This is a genomic window from Gillisia hiemivivida (assembly GCF_007997295.1).
GTDB lineage: Bacteria > Bacteroidota > Bacteroidia > Flavobacteriales > Flavobacteriaceae > Gillisia > Gillisia hiemivivida.
Genome location: NZ_VORY01000005.1, coordinates 142,773 through 164,438, shown reverse-complemented (window position 1 = coordinate 164,438; position 21,666 = coordinate 142,773). Strand labels below are relative to the sequence as shown.

Annotated in this window: 18 protein-coding genes; 9 read left to right on the top strand and 9 right to left on the bottom strand. The window is 34.5% G+C overall.

Going from position 1 to position 21,666, the window contains the following annotated elements; translation table 11 throughout:
* Window positions 1–11: 11 nt before the first annotated feature.
* The 6 genes from ES724_RS06995 (at window position 12) to ES724_RS06970 (ending at window position 4,835) form a co-directional block, all read left to right on the top strand.
* A complete protein-coding gene (locus tag ES724_RS06995; RefSeq protein WP_146931412.1) occupies window positions 12–590 on the top strand; it encodes a YceI family protein in 579 nt (192 codons plus the stop codon).
* Between the two features lie 24 nt (window positions 591–614).
* On the top strand, window positions 615–1,886 hold the full coding sequence (locus ES724_RS06990) for a hypothetical protein (protein WP_146931410.1): 1,272 nt from the start codon (window positions 615–617) through the stop codon (window positions 1,884–1,886).
* 95 nt (window positions 1,887–1,981) lie between these two features.
* Window positions 1,982–2,548: a YceI family protein gene (locus ES724_RS06985; RefSeq protein ID WP_146931407.1), complete on the top strand. Its 567-nt coding sequence runs from the start codon at window positions 1,982–1,984 to the stop codon at window positions 2,546–2,548.
* A gap of 66 nt (window positions 2,549–2,614) precedes the next feature.
* Window positions 2,615–3,889, top strand: coding sequence for an acetyl-CoA hydrolase/transferase family protein (locus ES724_RS06980; protein WP_146931404.1), 1,275 nt, complete (start codon window positions 2,615–2,617; stop codon window positions 3,887–3,889).
* 277 nt (window positions 3,890–4,166) lie between these two features.
* Window positions 4,167–4,448, top strand: a complete 282-nt coding sequence (locus ES724_RS06975; RefSeq protein ID WP_146931401.1) for a hypothetical protein — start codon at window positions 4,167–4,169, stop codon at window positions 4,446–4,448.
* A 3-nt stretch (window positions 4,449–4,451) separates the two neighbouring features.
* Window positions 4,452–4,835 (top strand): group III truncated hemoglobin, encoded by a 384-nt coding sequence (locus ES724_RS06970; protein ID WP_146931398.1) that lies wholly within the window; start codon window positions 4,452–4,454, stop codon window positions 4,833–4,835.
* A 287-nt stretch (window positions 4,836–5,122) separates the two neighbouring features.
* Here ES724_RS06970 and ES724_RS06965 read toward each other — a convergent pair whose 3' ends face one another.
* The 5 genes from ES724_RS06965 to hemN all read right to left on the bottom strand — a co-directional run bounded on the left by ES724_RS06965 (window position 5,123) and on the right by hemN (window position 11,914).
* Window positions 5,123–5,929: a universal stress protein gene (locus ES724_RS06965; protein WP_146931395.1), complete on the bottom strand. Its 807-nt coding sequence runs from the start codon at window positions 5,927–5,929 to the stop codon at window positions 5,123–5,125.
* Between the two features lie 432 nt (window positions 5,930–6,361).
* Complete coding sequence (locus tag ES724_RS06960; protein WP_146931393.1) at window positions 6,362–7,405, bottom strand: response regulator; 1,044 nt, start codon at window positions 7,403–7,405, stop codon at window positions 6,362–6,364.
* Window positions 7,406–8,668 (bottom strand): PAS domain-containing sensor histidine kinase, encoded by a 1,263-nt coding sequence (locus ES724_RS06955; protein ID WP_146931390.1) that lies wholly within the window; start codon window positions 8,666–8,668, stop codon window positions 7,406–7,408.
* Between the two features lie 1,058 nt (window positions 8,669–9,726).
* Window positions 9,727–10,425, bottom strand: a complete 699-nt coding sequence (deoD, locus tag ES724_RS06945) for a purine-nucleoside phosphorylase (RefSeq protein ID WP_146931385.1) — start codon at window positions 10,423–10,425, stop codon at window positions 9,727–9,729.
* A gap of 124 nt (window positions 10,426–10,549) precedes the next feature.
* Complete coding sequence (gene hemN / locus ES724_RS06940) at window positions 10,550–11,914, bottom strand: oxygen-independent coproporphyrinogen III oxidase (RefSeq protein WP_146931382.1); 1,365 nt, start codon at window positions 11,912–11,914, stop codon at window positions 10,550–10,552.
* Window positions 11,915–12,333: 419 nt separating this feature from the next.
* Here hemN and ES724_RS06935 point away from each other — a divergent pair, with 419 nt between their 5' ends.
* Both ES724_RS06935 and ES724_RS06930 read left to right on the top strand, forming a co-directional pair.
* A complete protein-coding gene (locus tag ES724_RS06935) occupies window positions 12,334–12,852 on the top strand; it encodes a DUF4494 domain-containing protein (protein WP_026839193.1) in 519 nt (172 codons plus the stop codon).
* A gap of 276 nt (window positions 12,853–13,128) precedes the next feature.
* A complete protein-coding gene (locus ES724_RS06930; RefSeq protein ID WP_146931379.1) occupies window positions 13,129–14,526 on the top strand; it encodes an exonuclease domain-containing protein in 1,398 nt (465 codons plus the stop codon).
* Window positions 14,527–14,728: 202 nt separating this feature from the next.
* Here the strand turns inward: ES724_RS06930 and ES724_RS06925 are convergent, their stop codons facing one another.
* Window positions 14,729–15,646, bottom strand: coding sequence for an oxidoreductase (locus tag ES724_RS06925; RefSeq protein WP_146931376.1), 918 nt, complete (start codon window positions 15,644–15,646; stop codon window positions 14,729–14,731).
* Window positions 15,647–15,902: 256 nt separating this feature from the next.
* Between ES724_RS06925 and ES724_RS06920 the strand changes: the two genes are divergently transcribed.
* Window positions 15,903–16,730, top strand: a complete 828-nt coding sequence (locus ES724_RS06920) for an alpha/beta hydrolase (protein WP_146931373.1) — start codon at window positions 15,903–15,905, stop codon at window positions 16,728–16,730.
* Between the two features lie 90 nt (window positions 16,731–16,820).
* Here ES724_RS06920 and ES724_RS16470 read toward each other — a convergent pair whose 3' ends face one another.
* The 3 genes from ES724_RS16470 to sbcD form a co-directional block, all read right to left on the bottom strand.
* Entirely contained in the window at window positions 16,821–16,988 is a 168-nt protein-coding gene (locus ES724_RS16470) for a hypothetical protein (protein WP_170249858.1), read from the bottom strand.
* Between the two features lie 119 nt (window positions 16,989–17,107).
* Entirely contained in the window at window positions 17,108–20,131 is a 3,024-nt protein-coding gene (locus tag ES724_RS06915) for an AAA family ATPase (protein ID WP_146931371.1), read from the bottom strand.
* A 3-nt stretch (window positions 20,132–20,134) separates the two neighbouring features.
* Complete coding sequence (gene sbcD, locus ES724_RS06910) at window positions 20,135–21,361, bottom strand: exonuclease subunit SbcD (protein ID WP_146931368.1); 1,227 nt, start codon at window positions 21,359–21,361, stop codon at window positions 20,135–20,137.
* Window positions 21,362–21,666 lie beyond the last annotated feature (305 nt).

Sequence of the window (21,666 nt, the reverse complement as noted above, 5' to 3'; positions counted from 1 at the left end):
ACAGAATCTATATGAAAGCTTACAGCACATTAATAATGTTATCAGCAGTACTTCTTTTTAGCTTTGGAGTAAATGCTCAATCTTATAATCTAAATAATAAAACTTCCAGTCTTTTGATAGATGGTACTTCCAACATTCATGACTGGACAATTGAAGCGGAAAACACCGGCGGTTTGCTAAGCGTAGGTTTTGATGAAGGAGAACTCGAAGAGATCGAGAAACTTGAATTTACCGCGGTAGCAGAAAGTTTAGTGAGTGGGAAAAGTGGAATGGATAAGAACACTTATAAAGCTCTAAATACAGATAAATATAAGAATATCACTTACACTTTAAATAAAGTGAATGGTATCGAAAAACTTTCCGGTAACGATTATAAAGTAAAAACAACGGGAAGTCTTATGATAGCAGGGGTGAAGAAAGACATCAACCTCAATTTTAATCTCAATTGTAATTCTGATCAACTTGTTCTCAAAGGTCAATATAAACTCAATATGACCGATTTTAAAATCGACCCTCCAACAGCTATGTTCGGAACCATTAAAACCGGAGAAGAAGTACTAATAAAATTTGAAACACATTTTAATAAATAAACCAAACCTCAAAATTAAATAAAGATGAAAAACATTATTCAATACTTCAGTTTAGCGCTTATGGTCTTATTGGCTATGCCAACAATGGCCCAGAGCCAGAGAGATTTTGATAACTTCAGAAATCCAGATCAAAGAGGGATTAGCCAATTTGAAGCGCCAAAAGACAGTGTAACTAATTTTGACGGTCTTTATGTGAGAGTTGGTGGTGCATTTGCGCTTCAGTTTCAAGATATAGATCACGAAAATTCCGGGAATCTAGATACTCCCGTGCTACAGGAAATAGGAGGAAACTTCAACCTGGCAACTGCAAATTTAGATTTTGATGTTATGCTTTACGATGGAGTGCAACTTCATCTTAGAACTTACTTATCTTCTCAACACCACGAAGAAACCTGGGTAAAGGGTGGTTATCTACAAATAGATAAACTGGACTTTATAAGTGAAGGTTTTGCTGAAGGTCTTATGAAAAACATGAGAATCAAAATTGGTCATATGGAAAGTAACTATGGTGATGCTCACTTTAGAAGAACAGATAATGCCATGGCTTTATATAATCCGTTTGTTGGAAATTATCTAATGGACAGTTTTACAACTGAAGTTGGTGCAGAAGTTTATTATTTCAATAATGGTTTTTTAGCCATGGTAGGTGCTACCAATGGTAAATTAAACCAATCTGTTACAAATCCAAAGTCTACCAGCCCATCTTTGCTTGCAAAAGTTGGTTATGATAATTTAATTAGTGAGGATTTTAGATTTAGATTAACAGGATCTGTTTATCATACTGCTCAAACAGGTAGCGCTTACTTATACAGCGGTGACCGTGCAGGATCACGTTACTACAATGTGTTTACAGATGTAGATGGTGGTGGAGATGGCTTTAGAGCCGGAAGAGTTAATCCAGGACTAAGAAACGAACTGACTTCTATTATGATTAATCCATTCTTGAAGTATGGTGGACTTGAATTCTTCGGGATTTATGAAAGAGCCTCAGGGAAATCTGTCAACGAAACCGACGAAAGAGTTTGGAACCAATATGCAGGAGAACTTATCTATAGATTTGGCACAAAAGAACAATTATATGTTGGAGGTCGCTATAATGTTGTAGATGGAGAATTGGCTAGCGGACAAGATGTGAGCGTAGACCGTTTTAATCTTGGAGCTGGTTGGTTTATGACCAAGAATATCCTGACTAAATTGGAGTACGTTAACCAAAATTATAACGACTATCCTGCAGCCGATATTCATAGCAATGGACAATTTGACGGAATTGTTTTTGAAGCTGTAATTAGCTTCTAAAGTTTGAATGATAATTTTCGGGTAGAGTTACTTAATCCTTATATTTTAAGTAGTTCTGCCCGAAATTTTTTCTGATAATTTCAAATCTATTAATCATGAAACGATTATTATTATACATGGTTTTTTTGCTTTCTGCAATGACACTAAATGCTCAGAAAGATTTTGAAAAGGTAAGTATCGAAATACTCCCAGAGAGTGAATTAATCATAGGAGGTAGTACAAATGTGAATAAATTTGATTGCCGTTTCAATATCGATCATATTAATAAATATATGATTGTAAGATTTGCTCAGCAGGAAGAATGTTTTATTTTCAATGATTTCAAGCTTCAATTCCTTACCGAAGGTTTCGACTGCGGAAATAAAAGAATGAATTCAGATTTTCAAGACTTGTTGGTAGCAGAAGACTATCCCGAAATTATGATCTCGGTAGATAAGGTTGAGTTTATTTCAGCAGAATATCTTAAAGCATTTATCACAGTTCAGATTGCCGGAAAAGAAAACAACTACGAATTACCAGTTCAAACCGGAAACAGTCGGTTCAAAGGAAAGTTCAAAATGAATATTCGTGATTTTGGTCTTGAACCACCTAAAAAGGCTCTCGGACTTATAGTAGTAGACGAGATGATTGAAGTTCAATTTGATTTGAAGATTTCAGACTAGAAAAATTTTAGATTTTTCATAATATTCTATCACGTTTGAAACCCCAGTTATAAAAATAAAAAAAACATGAAAAGTTTGAAAATTGTTTCTCCTCAAGGAGCTGTTAAAGAAGTGAAATCTAAGCAAAGAGTTTTTGTTCAGGGCGCTGCAATGACGCCAAATTTATTGATAGATACTCTTTGTGAAAGATATAATGATTTACAAGATATTGAGATCTTTCATATGCATACGGAAGGGGAGGCTTGGTATACTAAAGAACCTTACAATAAAACATTTAAAACCAACTCCTGTTTTGTTGGCAGCAATGTACGGGGAGCAGTAAATTCAAATTCTGGATCTTATATTCCTATTTTTTTAAGCGAGATACATTTACTCTTCAAAAGAAATATCTTAGCCTTAGATGTAGCATTTATTCAGGTTTCCCCACCAGATGCACATGGATACTGCTCGTTAGGAGTTTCAGTAGACATTACCTTGGCTGCCATTCAAACTGCTAAAAAAGTTATTGCTCAGGTAAACCGACAAGTGCCAAGAACTCACGGGGATGGTATAATACATATAAGCCAGATAGATATTGCGGTAGAGGTTGATCAACCGATTCATACTTACCATATTCTGGCTCCTTCTGAAACCGAATTGAAAATTGGAAGGTATGTAGCGGAATTAGTGGAGGATGGCGCTACTTTACAAATGGGAATTGGAGGAATACCCAATGTTGTTTTAAACAACCTCACCAACCACAAAAGGCTGGGAATTCATACCGAAATGTTTTCTGATGGGATACTTCCTCTAATTGAAAACGGAGTGATAACAGGAGAAGAAAAAACTGTAAAAACAGGTAAATTGGTGACTTGCTTTGCTATAGGATCTCAAAAACTATATGATTTTATAGACGATAATCCTATTGTCCATTTTAAGGAAGCTGCTTATACTAATGATACCGCTATTATAAGGAAAAATCCAAAAGTAACAGCAATTAATTCGGCGATAGAAATAGATCTTACTGGCCAGGTGTGTGCAGATACCATTGGTAAATATCAATTTTCAGGTGTTGGAGGTCAAATGGATTTTATGCGTGGAGCATCCTTATCTGAAGGCGGAAAAGCGATTATCGCATTGCCATCTATTACCAATAAAGGATTCAGTAAAATTGTACCTTATCTCAAGGAAGGAGCAGGTGTGACTACCACAAGGGCTCATGTGCATTATATTGTAACAGAATACGGCGTAGTAGATCTCTTCGGAAAAAATTTAAAGCAACGCGCCAAAGCTTTAATAAGTATCGCCCATCCAAATTATAGAGAGGAACTCGAAAAAACCTCTTTTGAGTTGATAAAATAGTAAGGGTCAATAAAATTTTATTTTAATCCCTCATTGAGGGTTTAATTCCCCGAGGCCTGGCCGAAAAGAATTTCATTCAGACGGGCTTGCCTCGATTTTTTTTAAGTATTTTCCAAACCATACCTCGCAGACTTGCCCCGAGGTTCTTGATTATCAATACCAAGTTGAACTTTCCTTAACCGGAATGATTCAACTTTTTTTAGCCCTAACTGATCTCTGTCATATTTCTTGAGCCAACTAAAATTTAAATTTACCTATAATTTAAAATGCTAAAATCATGACAATTTATCAAAAACAACTATCAGAATTTAAACAGGATTATTTTGCAGGAGCAACAACGGGAATTCTTGTTTCCAGTTGTATAGGTTCAATCGCAGCTATGCTTATCTTAATGAATGGCCATACTGTAATAGATATGATCCAGCTAGGGATTGTTGTAGTAGTTTGTATGTGGTATAATGCCTCTGTTCTTGCACAATTAAAAGCCAAATTTGTTTTTAATTCTTTAATTGCGAGTATCTTGGTTAGTACTTCATTTATACTTCTGAATATATTATAATACATGAAAGAGGATCTAAAGAACCGAGCAGATGTAAATAAACTTGTATTAAGCTTTTACAGTAAAGTCCGGAAAAATGAAGAAATAGGTTATTTTTTTAATAACATTCAAAATTGGGATGAGCATCTGGAAAGGCTTACAGATTTTTGGGAAACGAACCTTTTTTATACTGGTGGGTTTCGTGGAAATCCCGCAATAGCTCATGCTAAGGTAGATAAGGAGCACAATAATAGTATTAAAGAATATCATTTTGGAATCTGGATGAACCTCTGGTTCCAAACTATAGATGAGCTTTTTGAAGGCGAAATGGCTCAGCGCCTTAAAGATAATGCCAGAAAAATGTCTACACATCTTTTTTTAAGAATCTACCAAAGCAGAACTTCTTAAATTTCCTCTTCTAATATTTGGCTTTTTTACTACTGCTTTTGAAAAAGAATTAGAATTGTCTGGTAAAAAAATTCAGGATTTAGGTGAGGCTAGAATTAACCTGAATTAAGACCGTTTTCAATGCTTGCTATTGGAACACAGAATTGTTTTTTCCTTTTTGAAAAATTTATACAGATTAAAATATTGATTTTCAATTAGTTAAAATGAAGTCTTGCGTCTTGAATCTATCAGCGCAGCGATCATATCTTTTGTCTGACGACAATGATAAAGAATATAAACTTCCATTATTATTCATGTAGAATCAAGATCGGTAATTTGTTACTTATCTTGGAAAACAACCCATAACGGCTATTTAGAAGCTTATCAGAAATACTCAGATTCTTACCAAGAATAACAATAACATCAAATTTATCTTGAATTTCCAGTAAAAAGTCTGAGTTGAAAAACGCGTTTTTATTTAAAAATCTAAAGTCAATATTCTCTTCAGAATCACTTTCCCATAACTCTTGGATCATTTTCTCCTTCAAACAGTAATTTTCATTCTCGTTAACATTTACTATGGTGAAACTCTCACTTTTCACATAGTTTCGATTTCTTAGAACTTGAAACGATTTTCTTTCTGAAAGTACAGAGTAATCTATTGGTAAGATCATACGTTTAGGATTAACAAATTGGACCTTACCAGGTACCGCCAAAATATTGCACTTTATTTTTTGAATTATTTCATATGCATGATTACCAAGTAAAGGATGCTTATGTTCTTTTTGACTAGCCGCACCAATGAAAATAAGATCTATATTTTTTTCTTCAACACAACGTCTAACCGCCGTAATTAAATTGTCCAGTGATAGATTGAGATGAAATTTATGTTCGGGATTTGTACTATAAATTTCTAAATTTTCTATGGCAGCATGCATTTTTTCAGATATTAAAAGCATTTTCTTGCCTAGCTTTTCGCTAGACTCCATATTAAAATTAATATCCTGAATATTAAGTAGTGAAATTGTAGAGGGAGTTTCTCTTAGAAAATCTATTGCATACCTGCTGGCGTTCTCCGATACTTCTGAAAAATCTGTCAGAATTAAGACATTCATTCGTGCTGGTTCTAATTAATTTACTCAAAATTAGAACAAGTGCTCACGCTTAAAAATGATGAAAATCAGTTACGGGCTTATTTAATCCCTCATTGAGGGTTTAATTCCCCCGAGGCCTGCCCGAAAAGAATTTCATTCAGGCGGTCTTGCCTCGAATTTAAAAGGTGTTTTTCCTCCCGAACCCTCGGGACATACCTCGTGGGCTAGCCCCGAGGTTCTTGATTGATAGTCCGCTTTTGTTCCACCGAGTAATTTTCAACTAACAGTACCCAATTTTTGTGTAATGTTGTCGATAAGTACCGGTTTTGTTTCAGCAACCTACTTATAAGGGTTTGAGACCATGAAACTCCCGAGGCTTCGGGACAGGGTGACGTGGCCATTTCAAAGAGAATAAGTGTTTAATATTGGAAGCAAAACTGATTCAGTAAATTATTAATCAATAGTTCTTAAAGCTTGTGAGTTTAGTAATTTAATGTTTCTTCCTTCAATCTCTATTAGACCCTCTTTTTTAAATTCAGACAGAGTTCTTATCAAACTTTCTGCGGCCATGCCAGCTACACTAGCAAGATCGGAGCGGGATATCCGAATAGATTGTAAAGGATGTTTTTCTATTTTTTCAGCAAAAAGCAGAATTGTATTTGCTGTTTTTTTTCTAACAGAACCATATGCCATATTCACTAATTGTTTTTTAAGCCCAACGAGATTGTTATTCAGAATCTCTACTAGTTTGATGCTGATATGTGGGTTTTGCAACAATATTTCATAAAAATGTTCTCGCGAGATGGCATATAGCTCGGTGTTTTCCATTGCCGTGGCATAATCGGAATTTGAAGCTTGAGGATCTTCACTAGCATTTCCGAGGAAATCGCCAGATTTGTATAAATAGGTAATAAGTTCTTTCCCTTTATCATCATTATGGTGCGTTTTTACAACCCCACTTTTAACTAGATAAAAGAAATTTGAGTGTTTTCCTTTTTCGTATACAAATTCTCCTTTTTTAAAATTCAATATTGGATTAGACTCAAAATGTTCACGGAACTCCGAAATATTTTTTAATTTCCCAGGCTCTTCTGGGGAATTTTGATTTTTTTGAAAAGAATTTAATATTGCAACTTTCGCTAATCTGCTTTCTATGGCACTTAATAGATCTACCTCTTCAAATGGCTTAGTAAGATAATCATCTGCACCAAGATCCATTCCCCTCCGAATATCTTTATGCTCTGTTTTAGCTGAAAGAAAAATAAATGGGATATTGGCTGTTTTAGGGTTCTCACTAAGTTCCTGAAGCACCCCATAACCATCCATTTCTGGCATCATAATATCGCAAATGATAATATCTGGCAGTTCTGCTTGTGCTTTGATACAACCCTGACGCCCATCGTTGGAGGTCACGACTTCATACTCCGAAAGCTCAAGTAGTTCTGCCGTATTTTCACGAACAGTGACATCGTCTTCTATCAGCAATATTTTTTTCATCTAAATGCTATTTCCGGGGTTTAATATTGGAACTTCTATTTTAAATAGGGTTCCTTTATTTTCTTCACTTAAAAAACTTATTTGTCCACCCATATTTACCAAATGGGTTTTAGAAATATTTAAGCCTATACCAGTTCCCTGATCCAGCAAAGCATTTTCTGCTCGAAAATATCTCTCAAAAATATGTTTTTGATCTTCTTTAGGTATACCTCTTCCTTGATCTTTAATGCTAAAAATAATTTTATTGTCTTTTAGTAAGACGTCAAGCTTAATGGTAGTGTTTTCTGGGGAATACTTAATAGCATTTCCTAAAATATTTGAGAGTACCAACTCCAGGATCTTTTCATCCTGATAAAGTTCTTCATCTTTAATATCTTTTGGATATAAAATTTCCTGCCCATCCTTCAAGGTAACATTTGCGTTATAAACTACTTCATTTATGAGCCTTTTGAGGCTAAAAGAAGCATATTTATATTGGCCTTTCCCACTGTCTAGCCTTTCTATAGATAGGAAGTCGTTCAGGATGTTATTAAGATAATGCACTTTATTACGAATGGTGCCTAAATGTTTCTCCCGCTTATCTTGCTGTTCATTCTCAGTGTATTTTTCAGCCAGTGTCGCAGAGGTCAGTATACCGCTTAATGAAGTTTTAAATTCATGAGAAACCAAGGAGAGGAATTTTGTCTTTAATTCACTAAGCTCTATCTCTTTCTGTAGGGCATCTTTAATTTTTTCTTCTGCAGCTTTTCTTCTCTTCGCCTCAGCTTGAAGATTTTGATTCAGTTCTTCTAATTTATTAATGCTTTCACTAAGTTCTCCCGTTCTGATTTTTATTTTTTCCTCTAGATGAGAGTTGAGGTCATGTATTTGGCGCTCGGTTTCCATTCGTACGCTAATGTCTATTATTAGAGACATCACAAATTCCTGTCCATCCTTCTTAAATGGGTTTAGGCCTGCTTCAACTGGAAATAAGGAACCATCTTTTTTAATTCCATGAAGGACTCTACCATGACCCATTTGCCGTTTCTCGCTGTGTTCTAGAAAACCCTCGAAATGGTGATGATGATTCGTATGGTATTTAGGTGGAATTAATAAATTCAAGTGTTGTTCGTTCAACTCCCCTTTTTCATATCCAAACATATTTTCTGCAGCTACATTTACCGCAACTATGTGTTGGGTACTATCAACCACAATAATCCCTTCGGAGGCAGCCTCGAATAAGATATTGAAAATTTGACCTTTATCCTGAAATGTTTTCTGCAAAGATTTGAATATTATAATTTGGAGTAAAGGTAAAGATTTAAAGCAGGATTGAAAAAATCCGCTAGCTGTAATTTTTTATGATTGCAGAAGTATAAAAAGTATAAGAATAGAGATGTTTTTTACAGGTAACTATTAAAATTTTTAAGCTACTTAAAAGAGGTTAATTACGCCTTCGATATATGTTAAAAGCACTCGTTTCTAGTAGAACTTTTTAAGCACGAAGTAAGCCCTTTATAAATAGTTTAGCTCTTATTTTTTGCATTTTAAAATTTATGCTTAAAACAAGTTATCTATAAATAGTGTCGAAATTTATACTGTTTATCAGTAAATTAATAGCAAGTCAAGTCTTGTTTCTTAAAGCGCAGCGGTCTTTTGACTTTAACCAGATATTACTGATTTAAAAAACAAGTTGCAATATTTAAGAATAATCACTCCTTAGTATCTCCAGTTTCTTTTTCATAGAACTCGTCAAAGGTACTATCAGGTTTATAATCTTCTTTAAGAACCTTATACACTGTAATTATTAATAATAGTTGCCCAAAACAAACCAGATAAAAAACAAGAGGAAAAGGAAAGTTTAAAACTGAAAAAATTGCTACCAATACTAGCACAATACTGGTTAGGACTAAAAAGAAAATACCAGAGCTTTTCATTTTTATTATGAAGTTAAGAATATCTCTAACATTATATTCTTAAGGTTTCGCTAAAAAATTATCTAAAAATTATAAATATCGCTTTCAGCTCGTTGGTTTTGTACTTTTTTATTAGGCCAAATAATAGGTTTGAGAAAAATCAAAATATTGTGGCTATACTTGTTTGAAATCGAAATTATCTTATTCCGCGATTCGTGAGTTCAACGAAAATTCTAGCTAATTAAATTGCAATCCAATGATAGCAACTCCAAGATGTGATGAGAATTTTAATTCTTCGTCCCTGTAGGGATTTACAAATATTATTATGGATATAATTTGCCTAGTTATGACCATGGTATCTAGCATTAACTCCTAGAAACTTTAAGTATGCAAAATAGGATGGATACCGAAGGAATATAAGATTAACTAATAGGAATTAAGTGCTATTTCTACCATTTCACCCAGTTTTTTTTCTCGCATCTCAGGGGAAATCTTATCCCCGTTTACAAGGGAGTCTGAAATTGTGAGAATAGATAAGGCATTTACTCCATATTTTGCAGCGAGGGTATAGAGACCTGCTGTTTCCATTTCTACGCAAAGTACTCCATAGTTTGCCCATTTTTTATAGTATTCAGGATCTTCATCATAAAAAATATCTGAAGACAAAACATTCCCAGCTTTAAAAGCTATTCCTTTCCCTTTAACATGGTTCACTGCTTTCATAAAAAGATTAAAACTCGCTGTTGGCGCATAATCTCCACCATCAAACCTGGACCGGTTCAAGGATGAAGTGGTTGAAGCCGACATCGCAATAACAAGATCGAGTAATTTCATATCTGGCTGAAAAGCTCCTGCGCTTCCTACCCGAATAAGGTTTTTTACAGCATATTCATTTACCAGTTCATGAGCATATATCATTGCTGAAGGGATACCCATTCCTGTACCCTGAACAGAAACGCGTTTCCCTTCGTAAAAACCTGTATAACCAAGCATCCCTCTAACATTATTATAACAGATTCCATCTTCAAGAAAGGTTTCAGCAATCCATTTTGCTCGCAATGGATCTCCCGGTAACAATACCGTTTCAGCTATTTCTTCTTTTTTAGCTTCAATATGTAAACTCATTACTTCTAAGAATTTTAATCAATTATTTTATTTTTTTAAGTACTTCAATTTCTGTTTTACTTTTAGGGTATATGTTTCAACTCAATACGCCTTCTCTGGCTTTTTATGTATTTTATAATTCAAACTAAACTGTCATAGAGAATAGTTGGGTTTCCGGCTTATTTCTTTGTAATCGCATATCAAAAGCCATACATATATTTCTCACAAATGGTTTTCCGCGTTCTGTGATTTTTAAAAAATTAGTATCGAATTCCACCAATCCATCGTCATACATCTCATTTAAAGAATGAATAACCTCTGGCAGATCCTCAAAATAATCTTCCCTCGTGACCCAAGTTGTTTTAAAGTTACACATAAGGTTAAGGATGTGTTTTCTAATTACCAGATCCTCCTTTGTAAGAATATGACCTCTATATATCGCGGAAATGTTATTTTCAATCAAATTCTGATATTCCTCCACTCCTTTTACATTTTGAGCAAATCCGTACCAGCTGTCACTTATGGCCGACACTCCAAGTCCAATCATTACTCGGGTTTTGGAGGTGGTATAGCCCATGAAATTTCGGTGCAATGTTTTGTTTTCAATAGCTTGGTAAAGACTATCTGTGCAAAGCGCAAAATGATCCATTCCGATCTCAAAATAGCCAGCTTCTAGCAACATCTTTTTACCAATTTCGTATTGTTCACGCTTTTCCTCTGCAGTTGGAAGATCTTCGTCTTTATAACCGCGCTGGCCATTCCCTTTTATCCATGGTACATGAGCATAACTATAAAACGCAATTCTGTCTGGTAATAATTCTTTTGTACGTTCTATGGTATGAATAACATGTTCTTTAGTTTGAAAAGGCAGACCAAAAATAATATCATGACCAACAGAAGTAAATCCAGCTTCCCGAGCGTCTTGTGTAACTTTCTTTACATTTTCGAAAGGTTGTACCCTATGAATAGATTTTTGCACCTTTTCATTATAATCCTGAACGCCATAACTAACCCGTTGGAATCCTAATTTAGAAAATAAAGATAAGTGCTCTTTAGTAGTATTATTGGGATGTCCTTCAAAACTTAATTCTGTATTTTCTGCTTTATTTGCAATTCTAAAAATGCCATCTAATAGTAAGTTTAAATTGTCGATAGAAAAAAAAGTTGGTGTGCCTCCACCCAAGTGTAGCTCTTTTATAACCGGCCTTTCACCCAAAAGATCACAATACATTTCCCACTCTTTGATTACAGATTTGAGATAAGGTATTTCTACGGAATGATTTTTAGTAATTCTTTTATTACACCCACAAAAAGTGCAGAGGCTTTCGCAAAAAGGAAGATGGATATATATGCTAATTCCTTCAGAGGTATTACTTTCTTTAAAACTTCTGATTAAAGTTTCTTTATAGGACCTTAATGAGAATTTTTTATTATCCCAGTAAGGGACAGTTGGATAACTAGTGTATCTAGGACCCGCAATATTGTATTTAGAAATTAAATTTGAACTCATAATTATTCCTATTTAGAGTTTCAAAAATAATAAGGTAGTATGTTAGATAATATGAGGATTGTCAGGTATGCTAAAGTTGAATCCCTCATTGAGGGTTTAATTCCTCGAGGCCTGCCCGAAAAGAATTTAATTCAGGCGGGCTTGCCTCGAATTTTTAAAAGTATTTTCCAAGTCATACCTCATGGGGTTGCCCCGAGGTTCTTGAATTCTAATTTAACTCAGATATAGTTCATTTTATGGAGATGCCAGAATTTAACTCTTTATCTGTAAATTTTAGCGGTTTTATATAGAGGTTTATTTTCAATATCTATTTCCATTATATTAAAAACTGAATAAAAAACAGATTGTGAATATCTATTATCAGGATTATCGTCAATGCTTATTTTAAAATTTATATTTGGCATCCAAAAAATAAAGATATGAGCGCAACTTGGTATGAGTGTAAAGTAAAATACAGAAAAACACATGATTCTGGAGAACAAAAAGTAACTACAGAAACCTATTTATTAGATGCAATTTCGTTTACAGAAGCAGAAGCCAGAATTAATGAGGAGATGGCTGCTTATACTAGTGAAGAGTTTCTAATTACAAATATAAAAGTGGCTAATTTATCTGAGGTTCATCCTTTTGAAAATTCCGATAGATGGTTCAAATCTAAAGTTTCTCTAATTGCATTAGATGAAAATAGCGGAAAGGAGAAAAAAACTAATATTTATATGCTGGTGCAGGCTAATGATGTAAAAGAGGCTTTTGAGAATACTTCTCAGGCAATGGATAATACCATGGGAGAGTATTCCATTCCTGCTATCACAGAATCTCCAATTCTAGATGTGTTTCCATACTTCTCTGGAGATGAAGAAAAGTTAGAAAAATTTAATGCTACAGAAAAATCTGAAAATAAGGAAGAAAGCCTCGTGGAAGAGACAGAACTTAAATAATTTTCTATCATAGCATTTTAATCCCTCATTGAGGGTTTAATTCCCCGAGGCCTGCCTCGAATATTTAAAAGTGTTTTCCAAGTCATCTCGTGGGCTTGCTCCGAGGTTCTTGATTTAATATAAAAAACACCTCTTGATTTTAAGAGGTGTTTTTTGTGTTTTCAGGTTCTAGCTAATTGTTGCTATAGATCCTGTTGTTGGATTAAATCCTAAATTTAGGAGATAATCCTATTTATCATAAATAATGCTTACTTTTATAGCTTCAGAATTTATGAAATGAAAGATAAATTATTTGCAGTTATAGATGTGGAAACCACTGGTGGTGGGATTAATGGAAATAGACTTACCGAAGTTTGTATTGTGCTTCTTAAAGGTGGAGAAATTCAAGATAAATATACCACGCTTATAAATCCTGAAAAGCACATTCCTGCCCAGATAACCGCACTAACGGGGATCGATAATGAATTGGTGGAGAATGCTCCAAAGTTTGATGAAGTTGCCAAAGAGATCGAGGAGTTTATGCGGGATGCTATTTTTGTAGCTCATAATGTGAATTTCGATTATAATGTGCTTCGCAATGAATTCAAGCAATTGGGCTTCGATTTTAATCGAAAAAAATTGTGTACAGTTCGTCTCTCCAGAAAACTGATCCCGGGATTATTATCTTATAGTTTAGGGAGATTGTGTGATTCTATTAATATTCCACTTACAAATAGGCATAGGGCAGAAGGAGATACAGATGCTACAGTTATCTTATTTCAGCGCTTATTATCTTTAGATACAGATGGACAGATTTTTAATTCTTTTTTACATGCACATTCCAAGCAAGCGACTTTACCACCACATCTTTCCGCTGAAGAAATTCATGAGTTGCCAGAAGAACCAGGGATTTATTTATTTAAGGATAAACAACATAAGGTAATATACGCGGGAAAAGCAATCAACATTAAAAAACGTGTCTTATCACATTTTTACGATAAGATGTCCAAAGAATACCTCTTGGGGCAGGAGACTTACTATGTAGATCATGAAAGCACAGGTAATGAGTTAATAGCCTTACTCTTGGAAGCAGAATATATTAGGAAACACTATCCAAAATTCAATAGTGCGCAAAAGCGTCCAGGGATAACTTATCAAATCATTAGTTATATTAATCAGCGTGGAATAATTCAGCTTGGAATCGGCAAGACAAAGAGAATACAAGATTCTGTTGGCACCTTTTATAATCGGTCTTTAGCGACTGAAAAGCTGGAGCTCATATGTGAAAATTTTAAGCTATGCCCCCGATATTGCACTTTACAGAGCAGTATGGAAAAATGCTCACATTATAAACTGAAGAATTGTGAAGGTGTTTGTGACGACTCTGAATCTGTTTCAGATTATAATTTGAAAGTGACAGAGGCTATAAATAGTTTAGGCGAAGAAAAACCTACGTATGTGATCCGTGAAAAAGGAAGGCATTTTGAGGAAGAGGCTTTTATTCTGGTGAAAGAGGGAAGATATAAAGGTTATGGTTATTTGGATTCTGAAGTTCAAATAGAGTCGATTGAGGATTATGAACCTTTTCTAAATCTTCAAGAATCCACTTTTCATACCCACAAAGTATTAAATAGTTATTTGCGGAAGCATGGAGAGAAAAACGTGTTTTATTTTGATCAGTTGGAGTATGCTTAAAAAAGTATTTCTGAGTTAATTTTTTTTGGTCAATTCATTGGGTCCAAAATATTATAGACTTGAGTCATGACGTGCCGCAAATATTATTAGATGTAGATGTGTAGCTATTTTTAGTAACGCGCACTATAGGTGCTATAAAATTGAAAATTTTTAAGAAAGTTTGCATCAAAATTATCTTCGAATTTTTTTTTTGGAAATGTAACTAATAACTCAAAAAATTAATACCTGTGAGTTTTTCAGACTCTTCCCACAAACGTTTTGCAACTAGGACATCATAAGCCTGAGATTCAGCTTTTGCCAATCCAGGATTACCATTCATTTCCATAAATCCTTGTGGCCCGTAATAATCGGCTCCGTCTACGTTCTTACTTAAACTTGCCAATAAGGTTGGTTTAGCTGCATTTCTTGGAGAATGTGTAACTAATAATAGCAAAGGAGTTAGAAGTATGGAGGCCAGTTTTGGTAAATGTCTAGCCAATTCTGTATTAGAGGCACCAGGATGGGCTGCTATAGAAATGGTATTTGTTTTTTTATTAGCCTCTAATCTTCGTTGTAATTCTTTTGAAAAAATTAAACAAGCCAATTTACTCTGTGCATAAGCACCAAATTTGGAATATTTCTGTTCACTTTGCAAATCTTCGAAGTTGATTGAAGCATTTTTATGTGCAATGGAACTAAGAGATATAATTCGTGAATTTTCAGTTTTTGTGATTATATCAATTAATAGTCCTGTTAATAGGAAATGCCCAAAATAGTTTGCAGCCATTTGCAACTCGAACCCATCTTTAGTTTTTTGATAAGGTGGCATCATCACCCCGGCATTGTTAATTAATAAATCCAAACTATTATATTTAGCAAGAAAAGACTTCACAAATTCTCGAACAGAATCTAATTCACTAAGGTCTATTTCTATAATCTCCAACTTGGCTTTTGGAACTTGTTTCAAAATTTCATTTTTGGCGCTTTGTCCCTTATTCAAATTACGGCATGCCATTATTACTTTAATCTCTTTTTTTACAAGTTCCAATGTAGTTTCAAAACCTAGTCCGGCATTAGCGCCGGTAACAATCGCTATTTTTTCTTTTTGATTTGGAATGTCATCAAGTTTTAGAGTAGACATATTATTTATAATTTAAATGTAAGTACTTACTTAATTGGTTCATATTTAAAAAAAAATCAATTGAATTATCTAGATCCTCATGTTAAGATAGTTATCTGATTCATATCAGGACCTAAAATGACAAATACTTATGGAAGCCGGAAAAAAGCTAAGCTAGTAAGAAATATTTTAAAGCATAAACTTTTGTGAAAGCGCGTGGTTAAAGTGCACTTTTTTTATTCCGAAGAAATTATTCTAGTATCTTCAGCAAAAAAAAATGCGAAACCCAATTTTAGGAATAATACTATGTCTCATTATAACTTCTTGCGGAGTTAGAAAGTCGGCAGATATAGAATATCTTCAGAAAGTCCAGGCAAATTCAGAAAACACGCCAAGTTTAAATGTTTTCAGTCCCAAAAAGTCTAAATACCAAAATACTCCGGTATTACTTTTTGTTCATGGCGGAAATTGGAATAGTGGGAAAAAGGAATTGTATGATTTCTACGGAAAAAATTTCGCGAAGAAAGGGATTACCACGGTTGTGGTAGGATACACCTTAAGTCCTGAAGCAGATTATAAAGTGATGACCACTCAAGTAGCTGAAGCCATAAAATGGACTCAAGAAAACATTACTGAATATAAAGGAGATCCTAAAAAACTATTTCTAACAGGTCATTCCGCTGGAGGACATCTGATTGCTTTAGCTACAATGAATGAGGAATATGGAATTGAACCATCTTCTATTTCTGGAATAATCTTAAATGATGCAGCTGGTCTGGATATGCATCACTATCTACAACAATATCCACCAACAACTACAGATAACTATCTCAGCACTTGGAGTGATGATCCAGAAGTATGGAAAAAAGCTTCACCAATCTTTTATGTGTCTGAAAACACTCCAGAGATCATGATGTATGTTGGTGAGAAAACCTATTCTTCTATTGAGGTAGCAAACAAAAGGTTTTTGGAAGCTATAAAACCATTTCAACCAGATCTGGAACCAATACTTTTAGATAAGAAGCATATCCCAATGATGACTCAATTTATCTGGCCGTGGAACAATAGATATCAGGAAATGATTAGGTTTATGAGTGACAATTAACAATTAACAATTAGCAATAAACAATAAACAATAAACAATAAACAATGAGCAATTAACAATAAGCAATTATCCAAAACTTATATAGGGTGATTATATATTGATGTCATTATTTTTCTGCTCTTTTGCTTTATTCACTATAGCTTTTAGGCGTTCTTTATGTGCCTCTTTTTCTTTACGAAGCTTATTCTTCTTTCGATTTATAAGCTTGGTGTGTTTTGCTTTATTCTGAGTGTTCTTTTGAGCTCCTTTTTTGGCCATTTCTGCAATAAATTGAAAAGGATAAATATACCTATAACTTTTTTTATTTTCAAACCACAAACCTGAAACCTCAGACCTCAAACCTCAGACCTCAAACCTCAATCCTGAAAACTGAAACATTAACCAACAACCTCCAAACTGCTATATCCTTGTCCGTTTCTGGTGAGTTTTATCTGAGTTGCTATTCGTTCTTTTAGAGAATCTACGTGGCTTATAATGCCTATAGTTTTAGAAGATTCTGCCTGTAATCTTTCCAAAGTGTCTAATGTCTGATCCAGTGTTTCAGGATCCAGCGTCCCAAAGCCTTCATCTATAAACAGACTGTTTATTTCCACATTTTTGGAAGCCAGATCACTTAAAGCCAAAGCGAGGGAAAGACTTAAAATAAAGGTTTCTCCGCCAGAAAGTGTTTTTACAGAGCGGCGTTGCCCACCCATATGCTGGTCTATAGCTACTAATCCGTCGTCTTCATCTGTGGTAGGCTTGTCTATAAGATATCTATCACTAAGATCTTTCAGTCTAATATTTGCTAAATGTAGCAATTGAGATAAGGTAAGGTCTTGCGCAAAATCGTTGAATTTCTTCCCTGTTGCATCACCTATCAACTCATTTAATAGAGTCCAGCGCTTGGTTTTTTTCTCTTTTTCGGCAATGTCAAGTTTTATAGATTGTAATTTTGCTAAAGACTCTTCATGGTTCTTTAAAACACGTTCCAATTCCTTGCTTTCGTCCTGAAGTGACTTTAACTGCTCCTGTTTTGTGTTTAACTCTTGCTGAAGCAGATCTGTATTTGCTAATACATCTTTAGTCTTTAACTGCTCTAATTGTGTAGATATCACCTTTAAGGTAGTGGTAGCCGATGCTATTTCTGTACGTAAGGAATCCCGTTCTGTTCTAAGGTCGTTAAATAGCGTATCACTTAATAAGGCTGCAATTGCCTCAGAAATAGTGGAAAAACCTTTTTCTAGTAGCTCTTTTAAAAGTTGTGGTTCTAATTCTGTAATCTTGCCTTTAAAACCGCTTCTTTTAGCCTCGCTTACTTTAAACACTTCAGCTAGATGCTCTTTTTGTTGGTTCAATTGGATCCATTTGGCCTCTAATTCCCGACAATCTGCATGAATATTCGCACCTGTATAAAGTTTGGTCAATTGCTGTTTTATTTTACTGCCATCATTTAGAATTTCCTGCATTTCTTTCAGGATTGGAATACCTCTTTCTATCTTTTGGTAATTGGAAAGTTCCTTTTCGTAAGTCTCCAGATTATCAAGTTGCTCTTCAAAATATGAGATCTTAGTATCCCAATCTACTTTTTCTTCTACTTTATAGTTTTTGAAAGTGGCAGTAAATAACTCCTTTTTCGACTCTAATTTCTCGTCCAGTTCTTTTATCTCAACCTCTAAAACAGCTAAGCTTGAAGTAGCTAATTTTAACTCAGAATTTAATGTTGCCATTTCCTTGGTAGAGGTCATTAAACTATTTTTAGCTGCTGTAATCTGCAGCTGAAGTTGATCATCTTCTTTAGGGAGATGTTCTGTATAAGGATGATGTACTGCTCCACAAAGCGGACAGGGCTCGTTGTTTATCAGTTTATTACGGTAATCTTCCAATTGAGCGCGCATCAACAAATTCTCTTTTTGTAATTCTAAATTATCAAGATTCTTACTTTCAATAGTGGTTCTAGAATATAATAGCGCTATTTTGTTAGGCAAGTCGTTAGTAATAGGAAGAAGTTGCGCTTTTTCTTTTAATTTATCGGCATGGGAAAAAAGCAGTTGCTGCAATTCTATTTTGAAATTTTTGGCTTCACGGGTTTCTTCCAGATTTTTTCTAATATGAGTCCTTTCCTTTGGAATGTCTTGAAGTTGAAAATCTTTCAGATTAGACTTGAGATCTTCAATTATTTGTGTCGAATTTTGTTTTAAACTATCAAGTTTTTGAAGGTCTTCTTCCGGAGAATCTGTAATCACCAATGAAACTTCTTTCAGCTCCACTTGTAGTAGTTGTTGTAAGTTTTTCCATTCCGCTCCTTTTTTATTCCGTTCCTCAAGCAGGCTGCTCACTTGAGAACTAAATTGCTCTAAGCTTGAGGCAACTTCATTAGCTATTATTGGCTTTTTAATGAATTCCTGAATGTTCGTCAGCTGGGTGGAAATATGCTCTGTATTCTTTTCTTTTTTCTGCTGAAGCAATTCACGTTCTTTATCTAAAGAAGCTATTTCTGTAGACCATGTTTTCCAATTTCTTAGATCTTCTGAAACAGATAGAAGTTTTTCATGTTGGGACAATTGCAAACCTTTTATAGTATCAAAAGATTTTAATTTTTGTGAAGCTTGATCGAGCTGAAGCTTTGTTTTTTCTACTGCTGAGGTTTGAGAAAGTATTTCTTTCTTTAGTTTTAATTGCTCTTCCTTAAGTTTGACTTCCTTAACTAATGGCTCACAAAAGCTTGTTTTTTCCAGAAACTCCTTTTTAAAGGAATCCAGATTTTCAGGACTTAATAATTCCTCTTCAATTCGCTTAATATTTAAAAGCTGCTCTTTAATATCCGCATTACTGGCTCTAAATTTTTCGAAAGCTTTTATTCCTAGTTTTCTATAGATACCGGTGCCGGTTATCTTTTCTAATAATTCCCCTCGTTCATCTTTTCTCGCCCTAAGAAATTGTGCGAAATCTCCCTGAGCCAAAACCACAGATTTTATAAACTGATTGTAATTAAGTCCAATTAATTCTTCATTTTTGCCTGGAACATCAGATTTCTTTAGGTCTAAAATAGCTCCGTTTTCTACGGAAGAAATTTCCATTTCATATTCCCGTAATTTTTCATTTCTATTGGTAGAAATACTCCATTGAGAGCTAAAAATTCCATATTTACATTCGTAAGTAACTCTTGCAAAAGCTTCTTTCTGATTGCGAGTAAGAATAGCACCTTTATTCAAGATCTCAGATCTTGAGATCTTCCCTAATCTAGGAACCTGATTAAAGAGAGCTAAAGAAATAACATCTAATAAGGTTGATTTTCCACTTCCAGTGGGTCCGGTTATTGCAAAAAGAGAGCTTTCTGTAAAAGGTGAATTGGTAAAGTCTATTTGATGTTCTCCCCGAAGGGAATTTATATTCTGAAATTCTATTTTTAAGATCTTCATTACTTAGAGTTCGTTTGGAGTTTCTTGTTGTTGTAAGTCTTCCATGAGTTCATCGAAAGCGCCTAAAATCTCCTTGCTTATATCTGTTTCATATGGTTTTTTTGCTAATAATTCTAAAAACACTTCTCTAGGTTTTAGATCCTCTAATTGGGGTCTACCAGCATATAATTCACTCGCACCAGACAACTTGTTTTTAAAGTTCACACGGCTTTTTACAATTTCAAATCCCGGGCTATTAAAATTTTGGATCAGCTTATCCAGTTCATATAATTTAGTTGCATCATACTGCTCTTCAATCATTTCTAATTCTATCAAATTATTCAGAGAAGAATTATTAATCAGCTGCGAGAGTTTAGTTTGAAGCTCATTAAGATCCCCACTTATCTTCAACAGCTTCCTAAAAATGGGAACTGGGATACTTTCCGGAATCCAGGATTTTCCAGAATCCAGTATCAGAACCCTTTTTTCATCTTTACGTTCACTAAAGGAAAGTGGAATTGGGGAGCCACTGTAATAAGTTGGAACTAGTCCGTTCACTTTTTGAGGTTTATGAATGTGACCTAAAGCGATATAGTTGAAAAAATCTCCAAATTGAGAAGCTTGAAAAGCAGCCTGATTTCCTATTTGAATATCGCGCTCACTTTCTGAAGTTTCAACACCCGCAGCATATAAATGGCCCATGGCCAAAGCTGGAATATTTGGATATTTGGTTTTACAAATTTCCGCAGCACAGAAAAAGGTGTTTTGAATTCCCATTCTAATTGCCTCTAAACGGTCTTCATATGTATTTCCATCGGCAGCTGAGCGCAAGTCTGCATCTCGCAAATAGGGGAGTGCTGCAACCACAATCTCTGTTTCTCCAGATTTCCCTTTAATTGGAATAATACACTCTTCAATATTCTCCCTCAAACTACCAACAACATGCATTTCTAATTCCCGAAGAATTTCTCCTGGGGCATCCAACATTGCAGGAGAATCGTGATTTCCACCGGTTAATATGATCTTACAATCGAGATTCCTTAACTTCAATAAGGCTTTATAATATTGCTTTCTGGCATCAGATGATGGATTGGCAAGATCAAATACATCACCAGAGATCAGCAGCAATTCTATATCATTCTCTTGTATGCAATTACACAACCAGTTTATAAATAGATCGAAATCTGGATATAGGTCATGTTTATGTAACTTTTTACCGATATGCCAATCGGCAGTATGAAGTATTTTCATTCAGAGATTCTTTTTGTAATGCAGAATGTGCGTCTTTTTCGAATTTTGAAAATACAATATCTCCTGCATCGTACCAATTTCAATAGCTATTCTTTTTTAAAATTATTTGTAAATAAAAAAGCTCTTTTCAATTGAAACACGAAGGAGCACTAATGTGGTTTTAATTGTTCTTTTGGCCTTTCCGTAATATTTTTAAAATGCTGGAACTAACAAAATATAAGGATCTTAATATAGATGTATTTTGTTATAACACATTGGGGCAGTTTATAAAAAGGATGTAAACAAGTAGAAACCAGCCAAACCTT